The following is a 16,309-nucleotide window of genomic DNA, read 5'->3' as shown; positions in this document are numbered from 1 at the left end:
GAACTATGATTAACATAAACAATAACTTTATAATGATTAATTAAAACATAAAATAATTAAAAAGTTAATTATTTTTTTTATTTATGTTTTTTCAACCATGTAGTTAACATATTTATTAATCAAATAAAAATAATTAAATACATAATTTATAAATAAGTTATTGACAGCGTTTTCAACATGAAGCTATAATATGACTAAGTTAATTGATCAAAGGCCGAAAATCAATTGTCTAAACAGAATTGGGACGAATGAGGAGGAGAACATTTTGAAAAAAAGCTTTAGCCTTTCGTTGATCATTGTTTTTCTTGTAACAACCATTTTGGCGGGGTGCAGCGGCAGTGATAAAAACACAATCACGTTTTGGACACCGCTGACTGGAGAAGACGGTGCATACATGGATGAGCTTGTTAAAGCCTATAACGAAACAGATCCAGAAATTAAAGTGAAACATGTTGTAACAGCGGATATGTACACAAAAATGTCTACTGTCCTGAATTCTGGCAAAGGTGTACCGGATTTATCCATTATTCACGCAGACCGTGTACCAGGCTTTGTTAAACAAGATGTATTAAAGCCGATGACCGATATTATCTCCTCAAAAGAAGGATTAAAAGAAGAAAACTACCTGCCGCAGGCCTGGTCATCCGGAAACATCGATGGAACACAGTATACAGTACCACTCGATATCCACAGCAGTGCCATGTACTACAACAAAGATCTGCTTGAAAAATACAATGCGACAAGTTTTCTTGATGATAATGTCGTAACGATTGACGAAATGCTTTCTCTGCAAGGCAAGCTTGATAAAGGCGATTATGTTGTCAACGATGCACTTCTTGGCTGGGTAATCTTAGCACAGATCCAAAACTTCAATGGAGACATTCAAGAAAACGGCAAACCGGCAGTTGATACAGATGTAATGAGAAAAGCACTTGAATCTGTAAAAAGCTTGAATGATGCGGGAATCATGACGCCGCACGGGGAAGATGGATATTTAATGTTCCAATCCGGCAACGTATTATTCTCAACAGATGGAACATGGAGCTCTACTGCTCACGCAGATGTTGAAGGGTTGAACTTCGGCGTTACAAATGTGTACTCCCCTACTCCTGAGAAGTTTACAAACAGAGCATCTTCGCACTTGTTCGCGATGCTGAAAAATGAAGAAAGAACAGAAGAAAAAGAAAAAGGGATTGCCGAATTCCTTGATTTTATCCGTAAAAATTCAATTAAATGGGCGGAAGCCGGCCAGATTGTAGCGAGTAACGAAGTAAACCAAAGCCCAGAATACAAGAAATTTACGCAGTCTTTCTTTACATCAAATGAAAAAGAAACACAGTCGCTTCATATTTACACATATGAATATTATCCGTATGTGGCTGAAGCGGTAGACACTTATGCGCCAGACATTGTCCGCGGTGAAACGGACATCGATAAAGGGCTGAAAACGATGCAGAAATTTGTTGAGGATAAGATTTCAGAAGGCGACAACGGAGCAGCGAAGTAGAAAGTAACAGGTGATGTGCCCGATTGCGGCACATCCCTTTTCTAAAAGGAGAACTGAAAGCCTATGAATAAAAAACTGAACGCAACCCCTCTTTTCTTTGTAGGTCCACATGTGATTTTGTTTGCTGTTTTTATTTTCCTGCCGACGATTTACGGTATTTATGCTTCGTTCACTCAGTGGAATTTAATGAGTGATCCCGTATGGGTGGGGCTCGAGAATTACCGGACGATTCTCTTTGATCAAGAATCAACCTTTCATGTTCAATTCACAAACGGGTTGAAAAATACCTTAATTTTCGTTTTTCTGAGCGTACCGCTGCTGATTGTTATTCCATTAATGATTGCTGTGGCACTGGAACATAAAGCAGTAAAAATGAAAAGCCTGATCCAGTCCGTTATTTATATACCGGGTTTGATCTCTATTTCTGCTGCCGCTCTGATCTGGTCATTGATTTTTAATAAGCAGCTGGGCATCACCAATAATGTATTCGGTTCCGAAACGGTCTGGGCTGCAAACCAGCCGTATGCCTGGCTGATCATTATTGTTTTAACAGTATGGGGCGGTGTAGGTGGAAATATGATTATCTACCGTGCTTCGATTAACGGAGTATCAAAAGATTTATATGAATCAGCAGATATTGATGGTGCTGGACCGATTCGAAAATTTTTCAGCATTACACTGCCATCTATTCGTTTCCCGCTTATTTACACATTCGTTATGACGACTGCCGGTGCTTTTAACGTCTTCGGCCAGCCGCTTATGATGACAGATGGAGGCCCGCATCAAAGTACAGCCGTGTTAATGATGTACATCCGCCAGCTGGCATTTGGGCATGGAGAGTCGATTGCAGGGATGGCTTCAGCGATGGCTGTTTTGTTGGGGCTGGTTATTTTGGTGATTTCCGCATTGCAATATTTTATCATGAACCGGAATGCAGCTTAAATATTTGATCATGAGCTGGAACTACAGAATAGAAAGGCAGGGAAGCAAAATGTCAAAGCATGCAACGATTTCTAAAGAGATGGGAAGAAGCGCCGTTCGCATGAAGCCTGGAAAAATAAGCGTCTCCAAGTATTTAGCGTATTTGTTTTTAATCGCCGTTTGCGTGATTTGGGCCATTCCCGTTTTATTTGGGATTACTACATCGTTTCGTTCCCAGACAGAAGTGGTATCTACCGGATTCAGCCTGCTGCCGGTCAACTGGATAGTCGATAACTACGTAGCCGTTTTGCAAAACACATCCACGGCGCCGATCTTACGGTGGCTTTTAAACTCAATGTTTATTGCAACAATGCATACACTCCTGGTGATTGTTGTGATTTCTATTACCGGCTACGGCTATTCCCGCTTGAACTTTAAAGGAAGAGATACATTATTTTTCACACTTCTCGGTATTTCTTTTTTTCCAGGTGTCGTCAACCTGATTCCTTCCTATAAGATTATTGATGCACTTGGATGGGTGAATACAGCCTGGGCCATGATCATTCCGGGTCTTGCAGGCATGGGAAATATCTTTCTTGTTCGACAGTTTATGAAAGGGATTCCAAAGGAGCTTGATGAATCAGCCCGGGTAGACGGCGCCAGTGAATTTAGAATTTACTACTCGATTATCCTTCCTTTGATTAAGCCAGTATTAATTGTTTGCGGACTGTTTTCATTTACTGGATCGTGGAATGATTTTCTCTGGCCGGTTATTGTGTATACCGATGTAGAAAAAATGCCTGTTACAGCTGGTCTTCTGTTGCTTCAGGACATTTACGGAAACTACCGGATGATCGGGCAGCTGATGAGCTCGGCGATATTAGCCATCATTCCGACATTGCTTTTGTTTATATTCGCGCAAAAATACTTTGTTCAATCTATTAACTTGAATTCCGGCGTAAAAGGATAAGGGTCAAAAATTTGGTTTAAAAGGTGAGGAACACATATGAACAGAGGATTAGAAAGAAAGCTGCTGACAGCAGGCTCCCTGTGGAATGCATTGACAGCGATTGTGACCATTTTCGGCTATTCAACCTGGTTTAAAACAACAGGGGCGCAGGGGCTTCAAGGGGCTTCTGTTGAAGATGCAATGGCGGGCGCAACGTTACTGGACAATGTATCAAAAGTGATTGTGACGTTTGGCTTGTTTATTTTCGTCGGGGCCATTATCAACTTTTTGATTGCCAGAAGCATAAAAGACAATGCCATTCAGCCGAAAGTCGTCGTTTGGATTGCATGCTGGGGCATCCTGCAGCTGCTTGTGATGGATGTAGTCGGATTTGTCCTCTTTTTACTTGCGTTCATTGTTTACTCAGCTAAAAACAAAGCGATTAAACTGTCCCGGCAGGCTTGCTAGAAACGAACTGAACACGTACTGAATGAAAAAGGAGAGATTGGGATGAACAACGTTGTACTCAATACCGATGTAACAAAAGGAACGATTAATAAAAACATTTACGGACATTTTGCCGAACACCTTGGCCGCTGTATTTATGAAGGAATCTGGGTGGGAGAAGACTCTTCGATTCCAAATACAAACGGCATTCGCAACGATGTGCTGCAGGCACTGAAAGACATTCGCATTCCGCTGCTTCGCTGGCCAGGCGGCTGTTTTGCAGACGAATACCACTGGCGTGATGGAGTCGGGCCCCGGGAAGGGCGAAAGCATATGATCAACACACACTGGGGTGGTGTGGTAGAAAACAACCATTTCGGTACACACGAGTTTATGATGCTGTGTGAAATGCTTGAATGTGAGCCTTACATTTGCGGCAACGTAGGCAGCGGCAGCGTGCAGGAAATGTCAGAGTGGATTGAATATATGACATTTGACGGCGAGTCGCCAATGGCCAACTGGCGCAGGGAAAATGGCCGTCAGGAACCGTGGGACTTAACGTATTTTGGCGTAGGAAATGAAAACTGGGGCTGCGGCGGCAATATGCGGCCGGAATACTATGCCGATTTATACCGCCGTTTTCAAACGTTCGTCCGCAACTACGGCGATAATAAAATTTACCGCATTGCCGGTGGTGCCAACGTCGATGATTACAACTGGACTGAAGTGCTGATGCGTGAAGCGGCGCCGTTTATGGATGGGCTGAGCCTTCACTATTACACGATTCCAGGTGACTTTTGGAAAGGAAAAGGCTCTGCGCTTGATTTTGAAGAATCCGAGTGGTTCGTGACAATGAAAAAAGCATTACATATGAACGAGCTCATTACACGCCATTCAACGATCATGGATAAATACGATCCTGACAAGCGTATCGGCATGATTATTGATGAGTGGGGCACATGGCTTGATGTGGAGCCGGGTACAAACCCAGGTTTCTTATACCAGCAGAATACGATCCGCGATGCGCTTGTAGCGGCCGTACACTTCCATATCTTCCACGATCATGCAAACCGTGTGCAGATGACCAATATTGCTCAAACCGTAAATGTTCTGCAGGCGATGGTGCTGACGGATAACGAAAAAATGCTTCTTACACCGACTTATCACGTATTTGATATGTATAAAGAGCACCAGGGAGCACAGCTCCTTGATGTAAGTGTTGACAGCGGAACGTATGAAATGGAAGGGGATATGCTTCCTCAAGTAAATGCAACAGCATCGAAAAATGCAGATGGCGTTATTCATCTCAGCTTGTATAACATTGACCACCAGCACCCAGCTTCCGTTTCCATTGATATCCGGGGTATTGCTGGCGGCTCTTTATCTATTGAAGGACGCATGCTAACAGCGGATGAAATGAATGCGCATAACACATTCGAAAATCCGGAGCGCGTAAAGCCAGAAGCGTACACCGACTTTACAGTGGAAAACGGCCAATTAACGGCACAGCTGCCGAACATGTCTATTATCCAGCTCACAATCCACTCTTAAGGAGCGTGCAAGATGAAAGCGACTATGATTGTTGAAAAAGATTTTAAAATCGCAGAAATCGATAAACGAGTATACGGTTCGTTTATTGAGCACTTAGGGCGGGCCGTCTACGGCGGTATTTACGAGCCGGATCACCCTGAAGCGGATGAGCACGGGTTTCGCCGCGACGTGATCAATTTCGTAAACGAATTGCAGGTACCGCTTGTTCGTTATCCGGGCGGCAACTTTGTATCCGGCTACAACTGGGAAGATGGGGTTGGTCCTAAAAGTAAGCGTCCGAAAAAATTGGAGCTTGCGTGGCGCGCGCTTGAAACAAATGAAATTGGCACAAATGAATTTATGGAATGGGCAAAGCGGGCCGGAACAGACGTTAACATGGCAGTGAACCTGGGAACGCGTGGTATTGATGCAGCCCGAAATCTCGTAGAATACTGTAATCATCCAGGCGGCTCTTTTTATAGTGATCTGCGCATTTCGCACGGCGTAAAAGACCCATATAACATTAAAACGTGGTGTTTAGGAAATGAAATGGATGGCCCATGGCAAATCGGGCACAAAACCGCACACGAGTATGGTCGTCTTGCCGCAGAAACGGCTAAAGCAATGAAGTGGGTAGATCCGACGATAGAGCTTGTTGCCTGCGGAAGCTCGCACCGGAACATGCCGACATTTGCCGAATGGGAAGCGACAGTGTTAGATCATACGTACGAGCACGTGGAATTTATTTCACTTCACCAGTATTACGGCAACCGCGATAACGACCTTCAAAACTACCTGGCTCAAACGATGGAAATGGATGACTTTATTCGCTCGGTTATTTCGATTGCCGATTACATTAAAGCGAAAAAACGGAGCAAAAAGCACATTCATCTTGCTTTTGATGAGTGGAATGTATGGTATCACTCGAATGAGCAGGATAAGAAGCTGGAGCCATGGACTGTCGCACCGCCTCAGCTCGAAGATATTTATAACTTTGAAGATGCACTGCTTGTAGGCGGCATGCTCATTACCATGCTCAAGCACGCCGACCGATTAAAAATCGCCTGCCTGGCACAGCTTGTGAATGTCATCGCACCAATTATGACCGAGCAAAACGGATCAGCCTGGAAACAAACCATCTATTATCCGTTTATGCATGCATCTGTATACGGACGCGGCATAGCGCTCCATCCGATTGTTTCGTCACCGAAATACGACAGTAAGGATTTTACTGACGTGCCTGTGCTTGAATCAATGGCGGTATACAACGAGGAGCAGGATCAGCTGACTATTTTTGCGCTGAACCGCGAGGTAAGGGAGCCGCTTCAGCTCGAATGTGATATTCGCAATTTTGAAGGCTATGAGGTGGCAGAGCATATTGTGCTTGAAAACCGCGGCAACGTGAAACAGTCGAATTCCGCCGGTTCTACGCCGGTTAAGCCCCACTCAAACGGTGATGCTTCAATTGACGGCGGCACTGTCACAGCATCGCTTCCAGCACTTTCCTGGAATGTGATCCGCCTGCAAAAAAGAGGAGAAAGAGGATGAAGATCGAGCCGATTGTTGTGGAACGGGATGCGTTTCAACAATGTGCGGAGTACCTGAAGTCGAAGAGCTGGACCCGCGTGCTGCTTATTGCCGATCAGTATACGCAAAAAGCAGCCGGTCATGATCTGGCAGGACAGCTGACCCAGGCAGGAATTAACGTAAAGACGTGTCTCATTGAGCCGGATATTCATGGTGATGTTAAAGCAGATGAAATCTCTCTTGTGCAGGCACTTATTGCGATTGATCAAAGCCTGGATGCACTCCTGGCTGTTGGGGCAGGAACCATTCATGATATTACCCGGTTTTGCAGCGACAAAACTGGAGTTCCTTTCATTTCGATTCCGACTGCTCCGTCTGTGGATGGATTTACATCGGTTGGTGCACCGCTCATCGTCCGTGAAAAGAAAACAACCTTTAAAGCCGCGTCACCGGCAGCGCTTTTTGCGGATATTGGCGTCTTAACCGCTGCGCCGCCTGAAATGATTGCAGCCGGTTTCGGCGACATGACGGCAAAGTTTACATCGCTTGCGGACTGGCGGTTCAGCTATTCAACAGCAGGCGAGCCTTATTCGGAGGAAGCGGCAGCTATAACAGAAAAAGCTTTATGGCAATGCGTTCATCATGTGGAGCAAATTGCTGCAAAAGAAGAAGAAGGCATCCGGATTCTGATGAATGCGCTCATTGAATCTGGGAAAGCGATGCTTTTGTTTGGTCAATCGCACCCAGCTTCTGGAGCAGAGCATCATTTGTCGCATTTTTGGGAGATGGAATTTATCCGAACAGGGCGCCCGCAAATTTTGCACGGCGCGAAAGTAGCAGCAGCGACGGTGCTCATTGCTTCTATCTATAAAAAATACCAATCAGAAATTGAAAAAGCAGGAGCAGATGTAACAACGCCCGATCCGAATTTTATTGCTGAGCTGTTAAAACGTGTAGGGGCTCCGGTTTCACCGGCTGACCTTCATATTGAAGAAGGCCTTGTAGCCTCCAGCCTTCAACACGCCCACAGGCTGCGGGACCGTCACACAATGCTCCGATTTTTAAATGAACAACATATCAAATTTGAAAGAGAGGTGCTCCAATGACTGTTTATGAAAACCCGCTGCTGTTAAAGCAAGCAGATCCGTTTATCTATAAACATAAAGATGGTTTCTATTATTTTATTGCATCAAGTCCACAGTTTGACCGTATTGAATTGCGGCGTTCAACGACTATTGATGGTCTCCGTACAGCAAATGCTGTAACCGTCTGGACAAAGCATGAGGAAGGTCCGCTGAGCTGCCTGATTTGGGCACCGGAGCTTCACTATATAGAAGAAAGCTGGTACATTTATTTTGCAGCGGCTCCAAGTGAAAAAGCACATCCGGAGCATAAAACGTTTCAGCATCGCATGTATGTGATCCGAAATAAGGGTGAAAACCCGCTTGAAGGCGAATGGGAAGAAAAAGGGCAGATCAAAACGAACCGGGATTCATTTTCACTGGATGCGACTGTATTCGAGCATAAAGGCACATACTTCTATGTCTGGGCACAAAAAGATCCAGCCATTCTAGGAAACTCGAATTTGTATATTGCGGAGATGGAAAACCCGTGGACACTGAAAGCTAAGCAAGTGATGCTGACAAAGCCTGATCTGGAATGGGAAATGCGTAAAATTCCTGTGAACGAAGGACCGGCTGTGCTGAAGCGGAACGGAAAAATCTTTATCACCTATTCAGCGAGTGCGACCGATGAAAACTATGCGATGGGGATGCTTGCGGCAGACGAGGAAGCCGACCTGCTTGATGCGGCGTCATGGGAAAAAGTGCAGCAGCCTGTTTTTCAAACGAGTGATCAAAACGAAAAGTTTGGCCCGGGACATAACAGCTTTACGGTTGCCGAAGACGGCATAACCGACCTGCTTGTGTACCATGCCCGCGACCATAAAACGGGCGGCGGAGAAGCGTTAAATGATGCCGGCCGGCACGCCTGCATTCAGCCGTTTCATTATGACGAAAAAGGATATCCGGTGTTCGGGGAGCCAGTTCCAAACGCAGCACCGGCTTCTACTGTATAAAAAATGTGCGCCTTTAAAGGCGCACATTTTTTTATGCGTACGCTCATTGTAGAAAAAGCATAAAAATGCTATCTTGAAATTACGTTATACGTACAAGTTAATGCTTCCTTCGAAAGGGGCTTGCTCAATGAAAAAGCTGCTTGCTATTTATTTAGTATTAATCATCGCATTCGGTCTTTATTTTTATTTTTATCAAACGAGCGAAAGAACACTTCAGCATTCATCACCGGAATCGCTTGATGAGAAATATGTAATGGTGACGTTTCAAGCCGGTATTGATTATTGGAAGCCGGCAATCAAAGGATTTGAAGACGCAGCAGAGGAATTGGGTGTTTCGATTGAATATAGAGGAGCGCCACAAGTTGACACTTATGAACAAATTACAGTCCTTGAGCAGGTCATTGCCCGTAAGCCTGCCGGCATCGCCATATCAGCAGTAGACGCAGAAAAGCTAAATCCAACGATCAAACAGGCTGTTGAAGTCGGTATTCCAGTTGTATTGTTTGATGCAGATGCGCCAAAAAGTGGTGCAGCTTCTTTTTTAGGCACGGATAACAAAGAAGCAGGAGCAGAAGCGGCTCATAAGCTTGCGTCTCTTATGAACGAAAAAGGAAAAACAGCGGTCATTACCGCACCCGGCCAGTTGAATTTGCAGGAACGCACAAAGGGTTTTACCGAAGCCATTAAGCAGCATTACCCGAATATGCAGGTAGTCGCTGTTGAAAACGGAAGACGGGATGAAAAAACAGCCAGACAGGCAGTTCTAAATTTGTTTAAGAAGCATCCGGATATTGGCGGCTTTTTTTCAACAGAGGCAAATGCAGGAGCGGGTATTGCACAGGCAGCCAGGACAGACGGCCGGGATGTGAAAATCGTCGGGTTTGATACATACAAAACGACGCTCGATTTGATTCAATCTGGAGAAATCGATGCAGCCATTGCCCAGGGAACATGGGAGATGGGCTACCAGTCTCTGCACTTCTTGGTCCAGCTTCATCAAGATCCGGATTCGTCCATTCCAGCCCGTGTCAATACAGGGGTAACGGTCGTTACAAAAGAGAATGCCGCCTCCTATTATGCATGGTAAAGGAAAGAAGAGATAAACATGAAAATAACTAAATGGAAATTGAATAACATTCCAATTAAGCATAAGCTGGTCGCGCTGCTGCTCTGTATTACGATCATTCCTGCCATTGTCCTCAGCCTGCTTATTGCCGTGACGGTTGAACGTGTGATTGAAGATCAAGTAACCGAAAATACGCTTCAGCTCATTGGGCAGGTCAATAAATCAATCGAGTACTATGCAGGAAATATGCAGAATGTCAGTTACCTGCTTTCATTTGATCCTGAAGTAGAGACGTTTTTAGATGGGAAACGAACGGAAGAAGGAGAGTATTCAATTCGGCAATTTATGCAAAGGCTTACAACGCTTTATCCTGAAGTAGCCGGTATTTTAGCCGTAAACAGCAAGGGGGAAGCTGTCAGCAATGAATTATATGCTCCGCCTGATTGGGACCTTACGAAAGAGAACTGGTACAAGCAGGCGGTCGAAGGAGCCGGGATTTTTAAAATGATCGGCCGGCCGAAAAACCGCTCTATTACGAGCCACGTCCATTACGGTGAAGAGGAAGTGGTATCGGTTGTACGGGCTATTGTAGATCCGGACACCAAGAAAGTAAAAGGTGTGATTTTAATTGATTTAAAAATCCGGGTGATAGCAGAAGCGGCTCGAAATATTAATACAGGAAAAGCAGGTTACTTAATGGTGCTTGATGAAGCCGGCCGGCCGATTTATTCGCCTGAGCCCTCGCTGCTTAAAGGCGTGCCTGTTGAGCGATTCAAGGTGAAGAAAGCCGGTTCTTTTTCGTCTGTCATAAATGGAGAAAAAAGACAGTTTATTTATCAAAACCAGCCCTTTACCAACTGGACCACCGTCGGCGTTTTTTCAACCCAAGAATCTGTTCGAGAAGTGCGGACCATTAACTTTTTTGTTGTTTGCTTTATTTTTCTTATTTTTTTCATTGCTATTACGGCCGCTTATATCTTATCAAACTCAATGGTAAGACCGATCGAGCGAATTATTTCATTTATCCAAAAGGTGGATGCAGGTGATCTGGCGGTTCGCTACAGGGATAGTCGGAGAGATGAAATTGGCATGCTGGGCAGAAGCTTAAACCGAATGTTAATTCGTATTGAAAAACTGATGATGATGAACAAAGTGCAGGAGCAGCAAAAAAGAGAAGCGGAGCTGCGCAGTCTGCAGGCACATATTAAGCCTCATTTTTTATATAACACGCTCGACACCATTAATTGGATGGCCAGAAAGCAAAAAGCATACGATGTGGCAGAGGTTGTGGAATCACTGTCTACATTGTTTCGGATTGGCTTGAGTAAGGGGCACGATATTATTTCTCTGCAAGATGAAATCACACATATTAAAAGCTACTTGAGCATTCAAAAAGCCCGGTATAAGGATAAGCTCCATTACACGATCCATATGGCACCTGAAGTAGAAAACGCATCCGTGCTTAAACTCGTTCTTCAGCCGATAGTGGAAAACGCGATTTACCACGGAATAAAAGAAAGGCGGGGGCCGGGACATGTCCATATTTCCGCTTGTGAAGAAAACGAACAGCTTTTGTTAACGGTAGAAGATGACGGAGCCGGCATGACAGAAGAAAGGCTGGAACAAATCCGCGCCAAGCTGGCATCCGTCCAGACCGAAAAAACGATGCAGAAAACGGATTTTGGCTACGGCATGATGAACGTACAGGCAAGAATTCAGCTCGTATTCGGCTCCCAATACGGCATCCAAATAAAAAGCCTGCGGGGTGCTGGCACAAAAGTAGTGGTTGTGCTGCCATTGAATTATCGTTTAACAGGAGAATAAGGGGGAGGACTATGAAAAATTGGAAGGTGCTTATTGCAGACGATGAACCGATGATTCGAGAAGGGCTGCAGGAGTCCATTGACTGGACGGAACTCGGTATGGAAGTAACAGCATTGGCGGAAGACGGAGAAGAAGCACTGGAACTCGCCCTGGAGCACGATGTTCATATCGTACTCGCCGATTTAAACATGCCTATTATGAATGGAATCGAAATGATACGCGCCTTGAAAAAACAAAAGCCGGACTGCCAGGTCATTATTATTACCGGGCATGACGAGTTTACGTATGCGCAGGAAGCGCTTCGCTTAAATGTAACAGACTATATTTTAAAGCCGGTAAAACCGGAGCAGCTGCTTGAAGTTGTTACCCGTGTGCGTGACCAGCTTCAGAAAAATGAACGAGAATCCACCCGTGTAGAAAGAATGAGTGCGCAGCTTACCAAAAATAAACTAACACTAAAGGAAGCATTCGGAAGGGAATGGATTGAGCAGACGTTAAAAGAGGAAGAAGTCAGGGCGCAGTTGGAGTTTTTTGGACTTCCTGCTGAAATGCCAGAGGAAATTGGCATTATTCGAAGTCAGGCATACCGTTCTGGCAAGCCGATTTTAACGGATAACGACCGCCGAATGATGCTGTTTGCTGTAAAAAACATTGCAGAAGACTGGCTGAAGGAAACGGAGCATTTATTGTTTTCAAACGAAGAACATGTTGTGTTAATTACATGGGTTTCTCTTTCAGAAAAGCTTGTTTGGGAGATAGAGGAAGCGTTGAAGCAATATATGAACATACATAGCCAGTTTTACCGAGAGAACATCACGGAACACGTAGCACTTGCTTATCAAAAATGCCTGCAGCGGGCAAACCAGGATGCCTTGGCGTCCCCTATAGTCCGCCGGGCAAAAGAATATATTCATGAGCATTTTGAAGATCCGGAGCTTTCACTTGAATCTACTGCAGAAGCCCTGCAAGTCTCACCGGTTTATTTAAGCAGGATTATAAAGCAGGAGCTTGGCATTTCTTTTGTTCAGCTTGTAACAGGGAAAAGAATGAATAAAGCTGTTCATCTGCTTCAAACAACGGATCTGCCGATTTTGCATATTGCGGAAGCCGTCGGCTATGAATCCCAGCATTATTTTAGCACTGCTTTTAAAAAAGCTGTGGGCATGTCACCGAATCAGTACCGCAAAAATAGCGGATAACAAGCTGCCTCTTAAGGAAAAAGGCCGTCAGACTGTAGACAAATGATATGGATGACCGTGCACATGAATGGGATGAATCGGCGGCTTCCAGGCAGCTCCGCTTTCCATGGGGCAGGCGCTGAGCCCGACTTCGCCTGGCGGCTCCACCGGTCTCATCTGCCCGCTCGTCTGCGCCGCCCTCCCGCCGCCAAGTGGCTTGCGACAAGATTGGATAGGGCTCATAAGGCCGTATCTTTCTGTTTAAAAAAGAGAAAATATCTATTTAGTCTTTGCTTATGGATCTTCAATACTACTTAGTGAAGCCTGCCGGACGAAGACTCCTGCGGGAAGTACAGTGAGTCGGGAGACCCCGTAGGCGCAGCCGAGGAGGCTCCTGCACTGCCCGCGGAACGCGAAGTCCGGCCGGCTTCACTTATCGGCTCTTTTTTTAAAGCGAAAGACTTTGTCTACACACTGACTGCCTTTTAAGGAAAAGGCAGTTTTTTTATATGTTTATGAAAGCGTTTTTATAAAAGTTGAATTTTTATAAAAGAAGGTAATTTATTGAAAAGACGCCTATCAGGTGCGGTGCTATAGTCAAGGTAAGAAAACAAGGAACAAAAGGGGGAGCATCAAATGAGAAAGTGGCTTTCGGTTCCAATCCTTCTGCTGCTGATGTTATTTTTATCCGCATGCGGTGTCATTGATACGAGTGGAAGCGAAAAAGGGTATATCGGTATTTCCATGCCGACTAAATCATCGGAGCGCTGGGTGAACGATGGAGAAAATATGAAAAAGCAATTCGAAAAGCTTGGCTATAAAACGGATCTTCAATATGCAGAAGATGTTGTCGAAAACCAAACAGCTCAAATTGAAAATATGATCACAAAAGGTGTGGACGTTCTGGTGGTTGCGCCCATTGATGGGCAGGCAGCCTTAACGACGGTGCTTGAGCGGGCGCACAAGCAAGGCATTAAAATTATTGCCTATGACCGTTTGATTCAATACAGTGACTACATTGATTATTATGCGACATTTGATAACTTTCAGGTCGGTGTCCTGCAAGGCCAGTATATTGAACAAAAACTGGGGCTGAAAGATGGAAAAGGCCCATTTAATATTGAAATTTTTGCCGGTTCGCCAGATGACAATAACGCGTATTTCTTTTTTGACGGCGCTATGTCCATTCTTCAGCCATATATCGACAGCGGCAGGCTGGTGGTGAAAAGTGGACAAACAAAATTTAATCAAGGTGCGACTCTTCGCTGGGACGGAGCGGTGGCGCAAGCAAGGATGGATAATTTGTTAAGCGCTTACTATACGGAAGACCGACTCGATGCGGTGCTGTCCCCGTATGACGGAATCAGCATCGGTGTGATTTCTTCCTTGAAAGGAATCGGGTATGGTTCAGCCGGAAAGCCAATGCCGGTTATTACCGGCCAGGATGCTGAGCTTGCTTCGATAAAATCGATCATTCATGGACAGCAGACCCAGACCATTTTTAAAGACACACGCCAATTAGCGGAAAAAGCGGTGGATATGGCGACAGCGGTGCTTAATGGTGAGAAAGCGGACGTGAATGACACAAAAACATATGACAACGGCGCAAAGATCGTTCCTTCGTTTTTATTAAATCCTGTCTCAGTAGACCAAACCAATTATGATTCCGTGCTGGTAGGCAGCGGTTATTATACGGCTGAGCAGCTTGGCCAGAAAGAAGAGGTGGCACAATGACAGACATCATTCTCGAAATGCGCGGTATTACAAAAGAGTTTCCCGGGGTTAAAGCACTTTCCAACGTAAACCTTCAAGTTAAAAGAGGTGAAATTCATGCGTTGTGCGGAGAGAACGGTGCAGGAAAATCTACGCTCATGAAAGTACTCAGTGGTGTTTATGCGCACGGCTCTTACACAGGTGACATTTTGCTGGACGGAGAAGTATGTGAATTTAAAAACATCCGTCAAAGTGAAGAGCGGGGCATCGTCATTATTCATCAGGAGCTGGCCCTTATTCCATATTTGTCGATAGCCGAAAATATTTTCCTCGGTAATGAACTGAGCCGCAATGGCGTGATTGACTGGAATGAAACGATGATGAGAACAAAAGAGCTTTTGCAAAAAGTCGGATTAAAAGAGTCACCGCAGACAAAAGTAGAAGATATTGGCGTCGGCAAGCAGCAGCTCGTAGAAATTGCAAAAGCACTCGCAAAGGATGTAAAACTTTTGATTTTAGATGAGCCGACTGCTTCTTTAAATGAAAATGACAGTGAGAACCTATTGAATTTACTGCTTGAATTTAAGGGCCACGGCATGTCAGCCATTATGATTTCTCACAAGTTAAATGAAATTGAGCGGGTGGCGGACTCCATGACGATTATTCGGGATGGGCAGTCTATTGAAACGCTCGATATGAAACGGGATAACGTTAACCAGGATCGGATCATTAAAGGAATGGTCGGGCGTGACCTGACAAACCGCTATCCAGAGCGCACACCAAACATTGGTGAAACGGTTTTTGAAGTGAAAAACTGGACGGTGTATCACCCGGCGCACGCCGACCGGAAAATGATTGACAATGTCAGCTTCCATATCCGGCGCGGAGAGATTGTCGGTGTTGCCGGATTAATGGGCGCAGGACGCACAGAACTGGCGATGAGTATTTTCGGCAAATCATACGGCAAAAAAATCAGCGGCCATCTTGTAAAAAACGGCCGGGGAGTTCAGTTTCCCAATGTAACAAGTGCGATTAAGCAGGGGATGGCGTATGTATCGGAGGATCGGAAAGGCAACGGCCTTATCTTAATGGATGACATTAAGCAAAATATTACGCTCGCAAGCCTCGATAAAATTTCCAAGCGAAGCATCATTGATGAAAACAAAGAAAAGATCGAAGCGGAGCATTACCGTAAAAAGCTCCGGATTAAAACACCGTCTGTTTTACAGAAAGCCGGCAACTTAAGCGGCGGGAACCAGCAGAAAATTGTTCTGAGCAAATGGATTTTTTCAGAGCCGGATATTTTAATTCTGGATGAGCCGACACGTGGCATCGATGTTGGTGCAAAGTACGAAATTTACTCGATTATCAATGAATTGGCCGCAGAAGGAAAAGGCATTTTGCTGATCTCCTCTGAGCTGCCGGAGCTTCTTGGTATGTGTGATCGCGTGTATGTCATGAATGAAGGATCGATTACAGGTGAAGTAGCAAGAGAAGAGGCCAGCCAGGAAACATTGATGATGTATATGACCAAAAGAAAGGTGAGGGGATAATCGATGCAGTCACACGC

At 45.0% G+C, this 16,309-nt stretch carries 14 protein-coding genes; 13 read left to right on the top strand and 1 reads right to left on the bottom strand.

Annotated features, from left to right (window positions below; translation table 11 throughout):
* Window positions 1-262 precede the first annotated feature (262 nt).
* From RRU94_RS24575 to RRU94_RS24525, 11 genes are all read left to right on the top strand, one after another.
* Entirely contained in the window at window positions 263-1,507 is a 1,245-nt protein-coding gene (locus RRU94_RS24575) for an extracellular solute-binding protein (protein WP_410493063.1), read from the top strand.
* Between the two features lie 63 nt (window positions 1,508-1,570).
* A complete protein-coding gene (locus RRU94_RS24570; protein WP_315693444.1) occupies window positions 1,571-2,449 on the top strand; it encodes a carbohydrate ABC transporter permease in 879 nt (292 codons plus the stop codon).
* A 79-nt stretch (window positions 2,450-2,528) separates the two neighbouring features.
* Window positions 2,529-3,398 carry a carbohydrate ABC transporter permease gene (locus RRU94_RS24565; protein WP_251272520.1) on the top strand — a complete coding sequence of 290 codons (870 nt, stop codon included), beginning with the start codon at window positions 2,529-2,531 and terminating at the stop codon, window positions 3,396-3,398.
* Between the two features lie 36 nt (window positions 3,399-3,434).
* Window positions 3,435-3,845 carry a hypothetical protein gene (locus RRU94_RS24560; RefSeq protein ID WP_315693443.1) on the top strand — a complete coding sequence of 137 codons (411 nt, stop codon included), beginning with the start codon at window positions 3,435-3,437 and terminating at the stop codon, window positions 3,843-3,845.
* Window positions 3,846-3,887: 42 nt separating this feature from the next.
* Window positions 3,888-5,375, top strand: coding sequence for an alpha-N-arabinofuranosidase (locus RRU94_RS24555; protein ID WP_315693442.1), 1,488 nt, complete (start codon window positions 3,888-3,890; stop codon window positions 5,373-5,375).
* Between the two features lie 12 nt (window positions 5,376-5,387).
* Window positions 5,388-6,902 (top strand): arabinosylfuranosidase ArfA, encoded by a 1,515-nt coding sequence (locus RRU94_RS24550; RefSeq protein ID WP_315693441.1) that lies wholly within the window; start codon window positions 5,388-5,390, stop codon window positions 6,900-6,902.
* Window positions 6,899-7,987, top strand: coding sequence for a sn-glycerol-1-phosphate dehydrogenase (locus RRU94_RS24545; protein ID WP_315693440.1), 1,089 nt, complete (start codon window positions 6,899-6,901; stop codon window positions 7,985-7,987). The genes RRU94_RS24550 and RRU94_RS24545 overlap by 4 nt, the downstream gene beginning before the upstream one ends.
* On the top strand, window positions 7,984-8,958 hold the full coding sequence (locus RRU94_RS24540) for a glycoside hydrolase family 43 protein (RefSeq protein WP_315693438.1): 975 nt from the start codon (window positions 7,984-7,986) through the stop codon (window positions 8,956-8,958). Before RRU94_RS24545 ends, RRU94_RS24540 begins: the two co-directional genes overlap by 4 nt.
* A 127-nt stretch (window positions 8,959-9,085) precedes the next feature.
* Window positions 9,086-10,045, top strand: a complete 960-nt coding sequence (locus tag RRU94_RS24535; protein ID WP_315693437.1) for a substrate-binding domain-containing protein — start codon at window positions 9,086-9,088, stop codon at window positions 10,043-10,045.
* Between the two features lie 18 nt (window positions 10,046-10,063).
* A complete protein-coding gene (locus RRU94_RS24530) occupies window positions 10,064-11,848 on the top strand; it encodes a sensor histidine kinase (protein ID WP_315693436.1) in 1,785 nt (594 codons plus the stop codon).
* A gap of 11 nt (window positions 11,849-11,859) precedes the next feature.
* On the top strand, window positions 11,860-13,047 hold the full coding sequence (locus tag RRU94_RS24525; RefSeq protein WP_315693435.1) for a response regulator: 1,188 nt from the start codon (window positions 11,860-11,862) through the stop codon (window positions 13,045-13,047).
* 27 nt (window positions 13,048-13,074) lie between these two features.
* Here RRU94_RS24525 and RRU94_RS24520 read toward each other — a convergent pair whose 3' ends face one another.
* The gene (locus RRU94_RS24520) at window positions 13,075-13,269 is read right to left on the bottom strand and encodes a hypothetical protein (RefSeq protein WP_315693434.1); all 195 of its coding nucleotides are present in this window, start codon (window positions 13,267-13,269) and stop codon (window positions 13,075-13,077) included.
* A 393-nt stretch (window positions 13,270-13,662) separates the two neighbouring features.
* Between RRU94_RS24520 and chvE the strand changes: the two genes are divergently transcribed.
* Window positions 13,663-14,760 carry a multiple monosaccharide ABC transporter substrate-binding protein gene (chvE, locus tag RRU94_RS24515; RefSeq protein WP_315693433.1) on the top strand — a complete coding sequence of 366 codons (1,098 nt, stop codon included), beginning with the start codon at window positions 13,663-13,665 and terminating at the stop codon, window positions 14,758-14,760.
* A complete protein-coding gene (gene mmsA, locus RRU94_RS24510) occupies window positions 14,757-16,292 on the top strand; it encodes a multiple monosaccharide ABC transporter ATP-binding protein (RefSeq protein WP_315693431.1) in 1,536 nt (511 codons plus the stop codon). Before chvE ends, mmsA begins: the two co-directional genes overlap by 4 nt.
* Window positions 16,293-16,309 lie beyond the last annotated feature (17 nt).

The sequence above is a fragment of the Domibacillus sp. DTU_2020_1001157_1_SI_ALB_TIR_016 genome, assembly GCF_032341995.1.
Taxonomy (GTDB): domain Bacteria; phylum Bacillota; class Bacilli; order Bacillales; family Domibacillaceae; genus Domibacillus; species Domibacillus indicus_A.
This window is presented reverse-complemented; position numbering and strand designations above follow the sequence as displayed.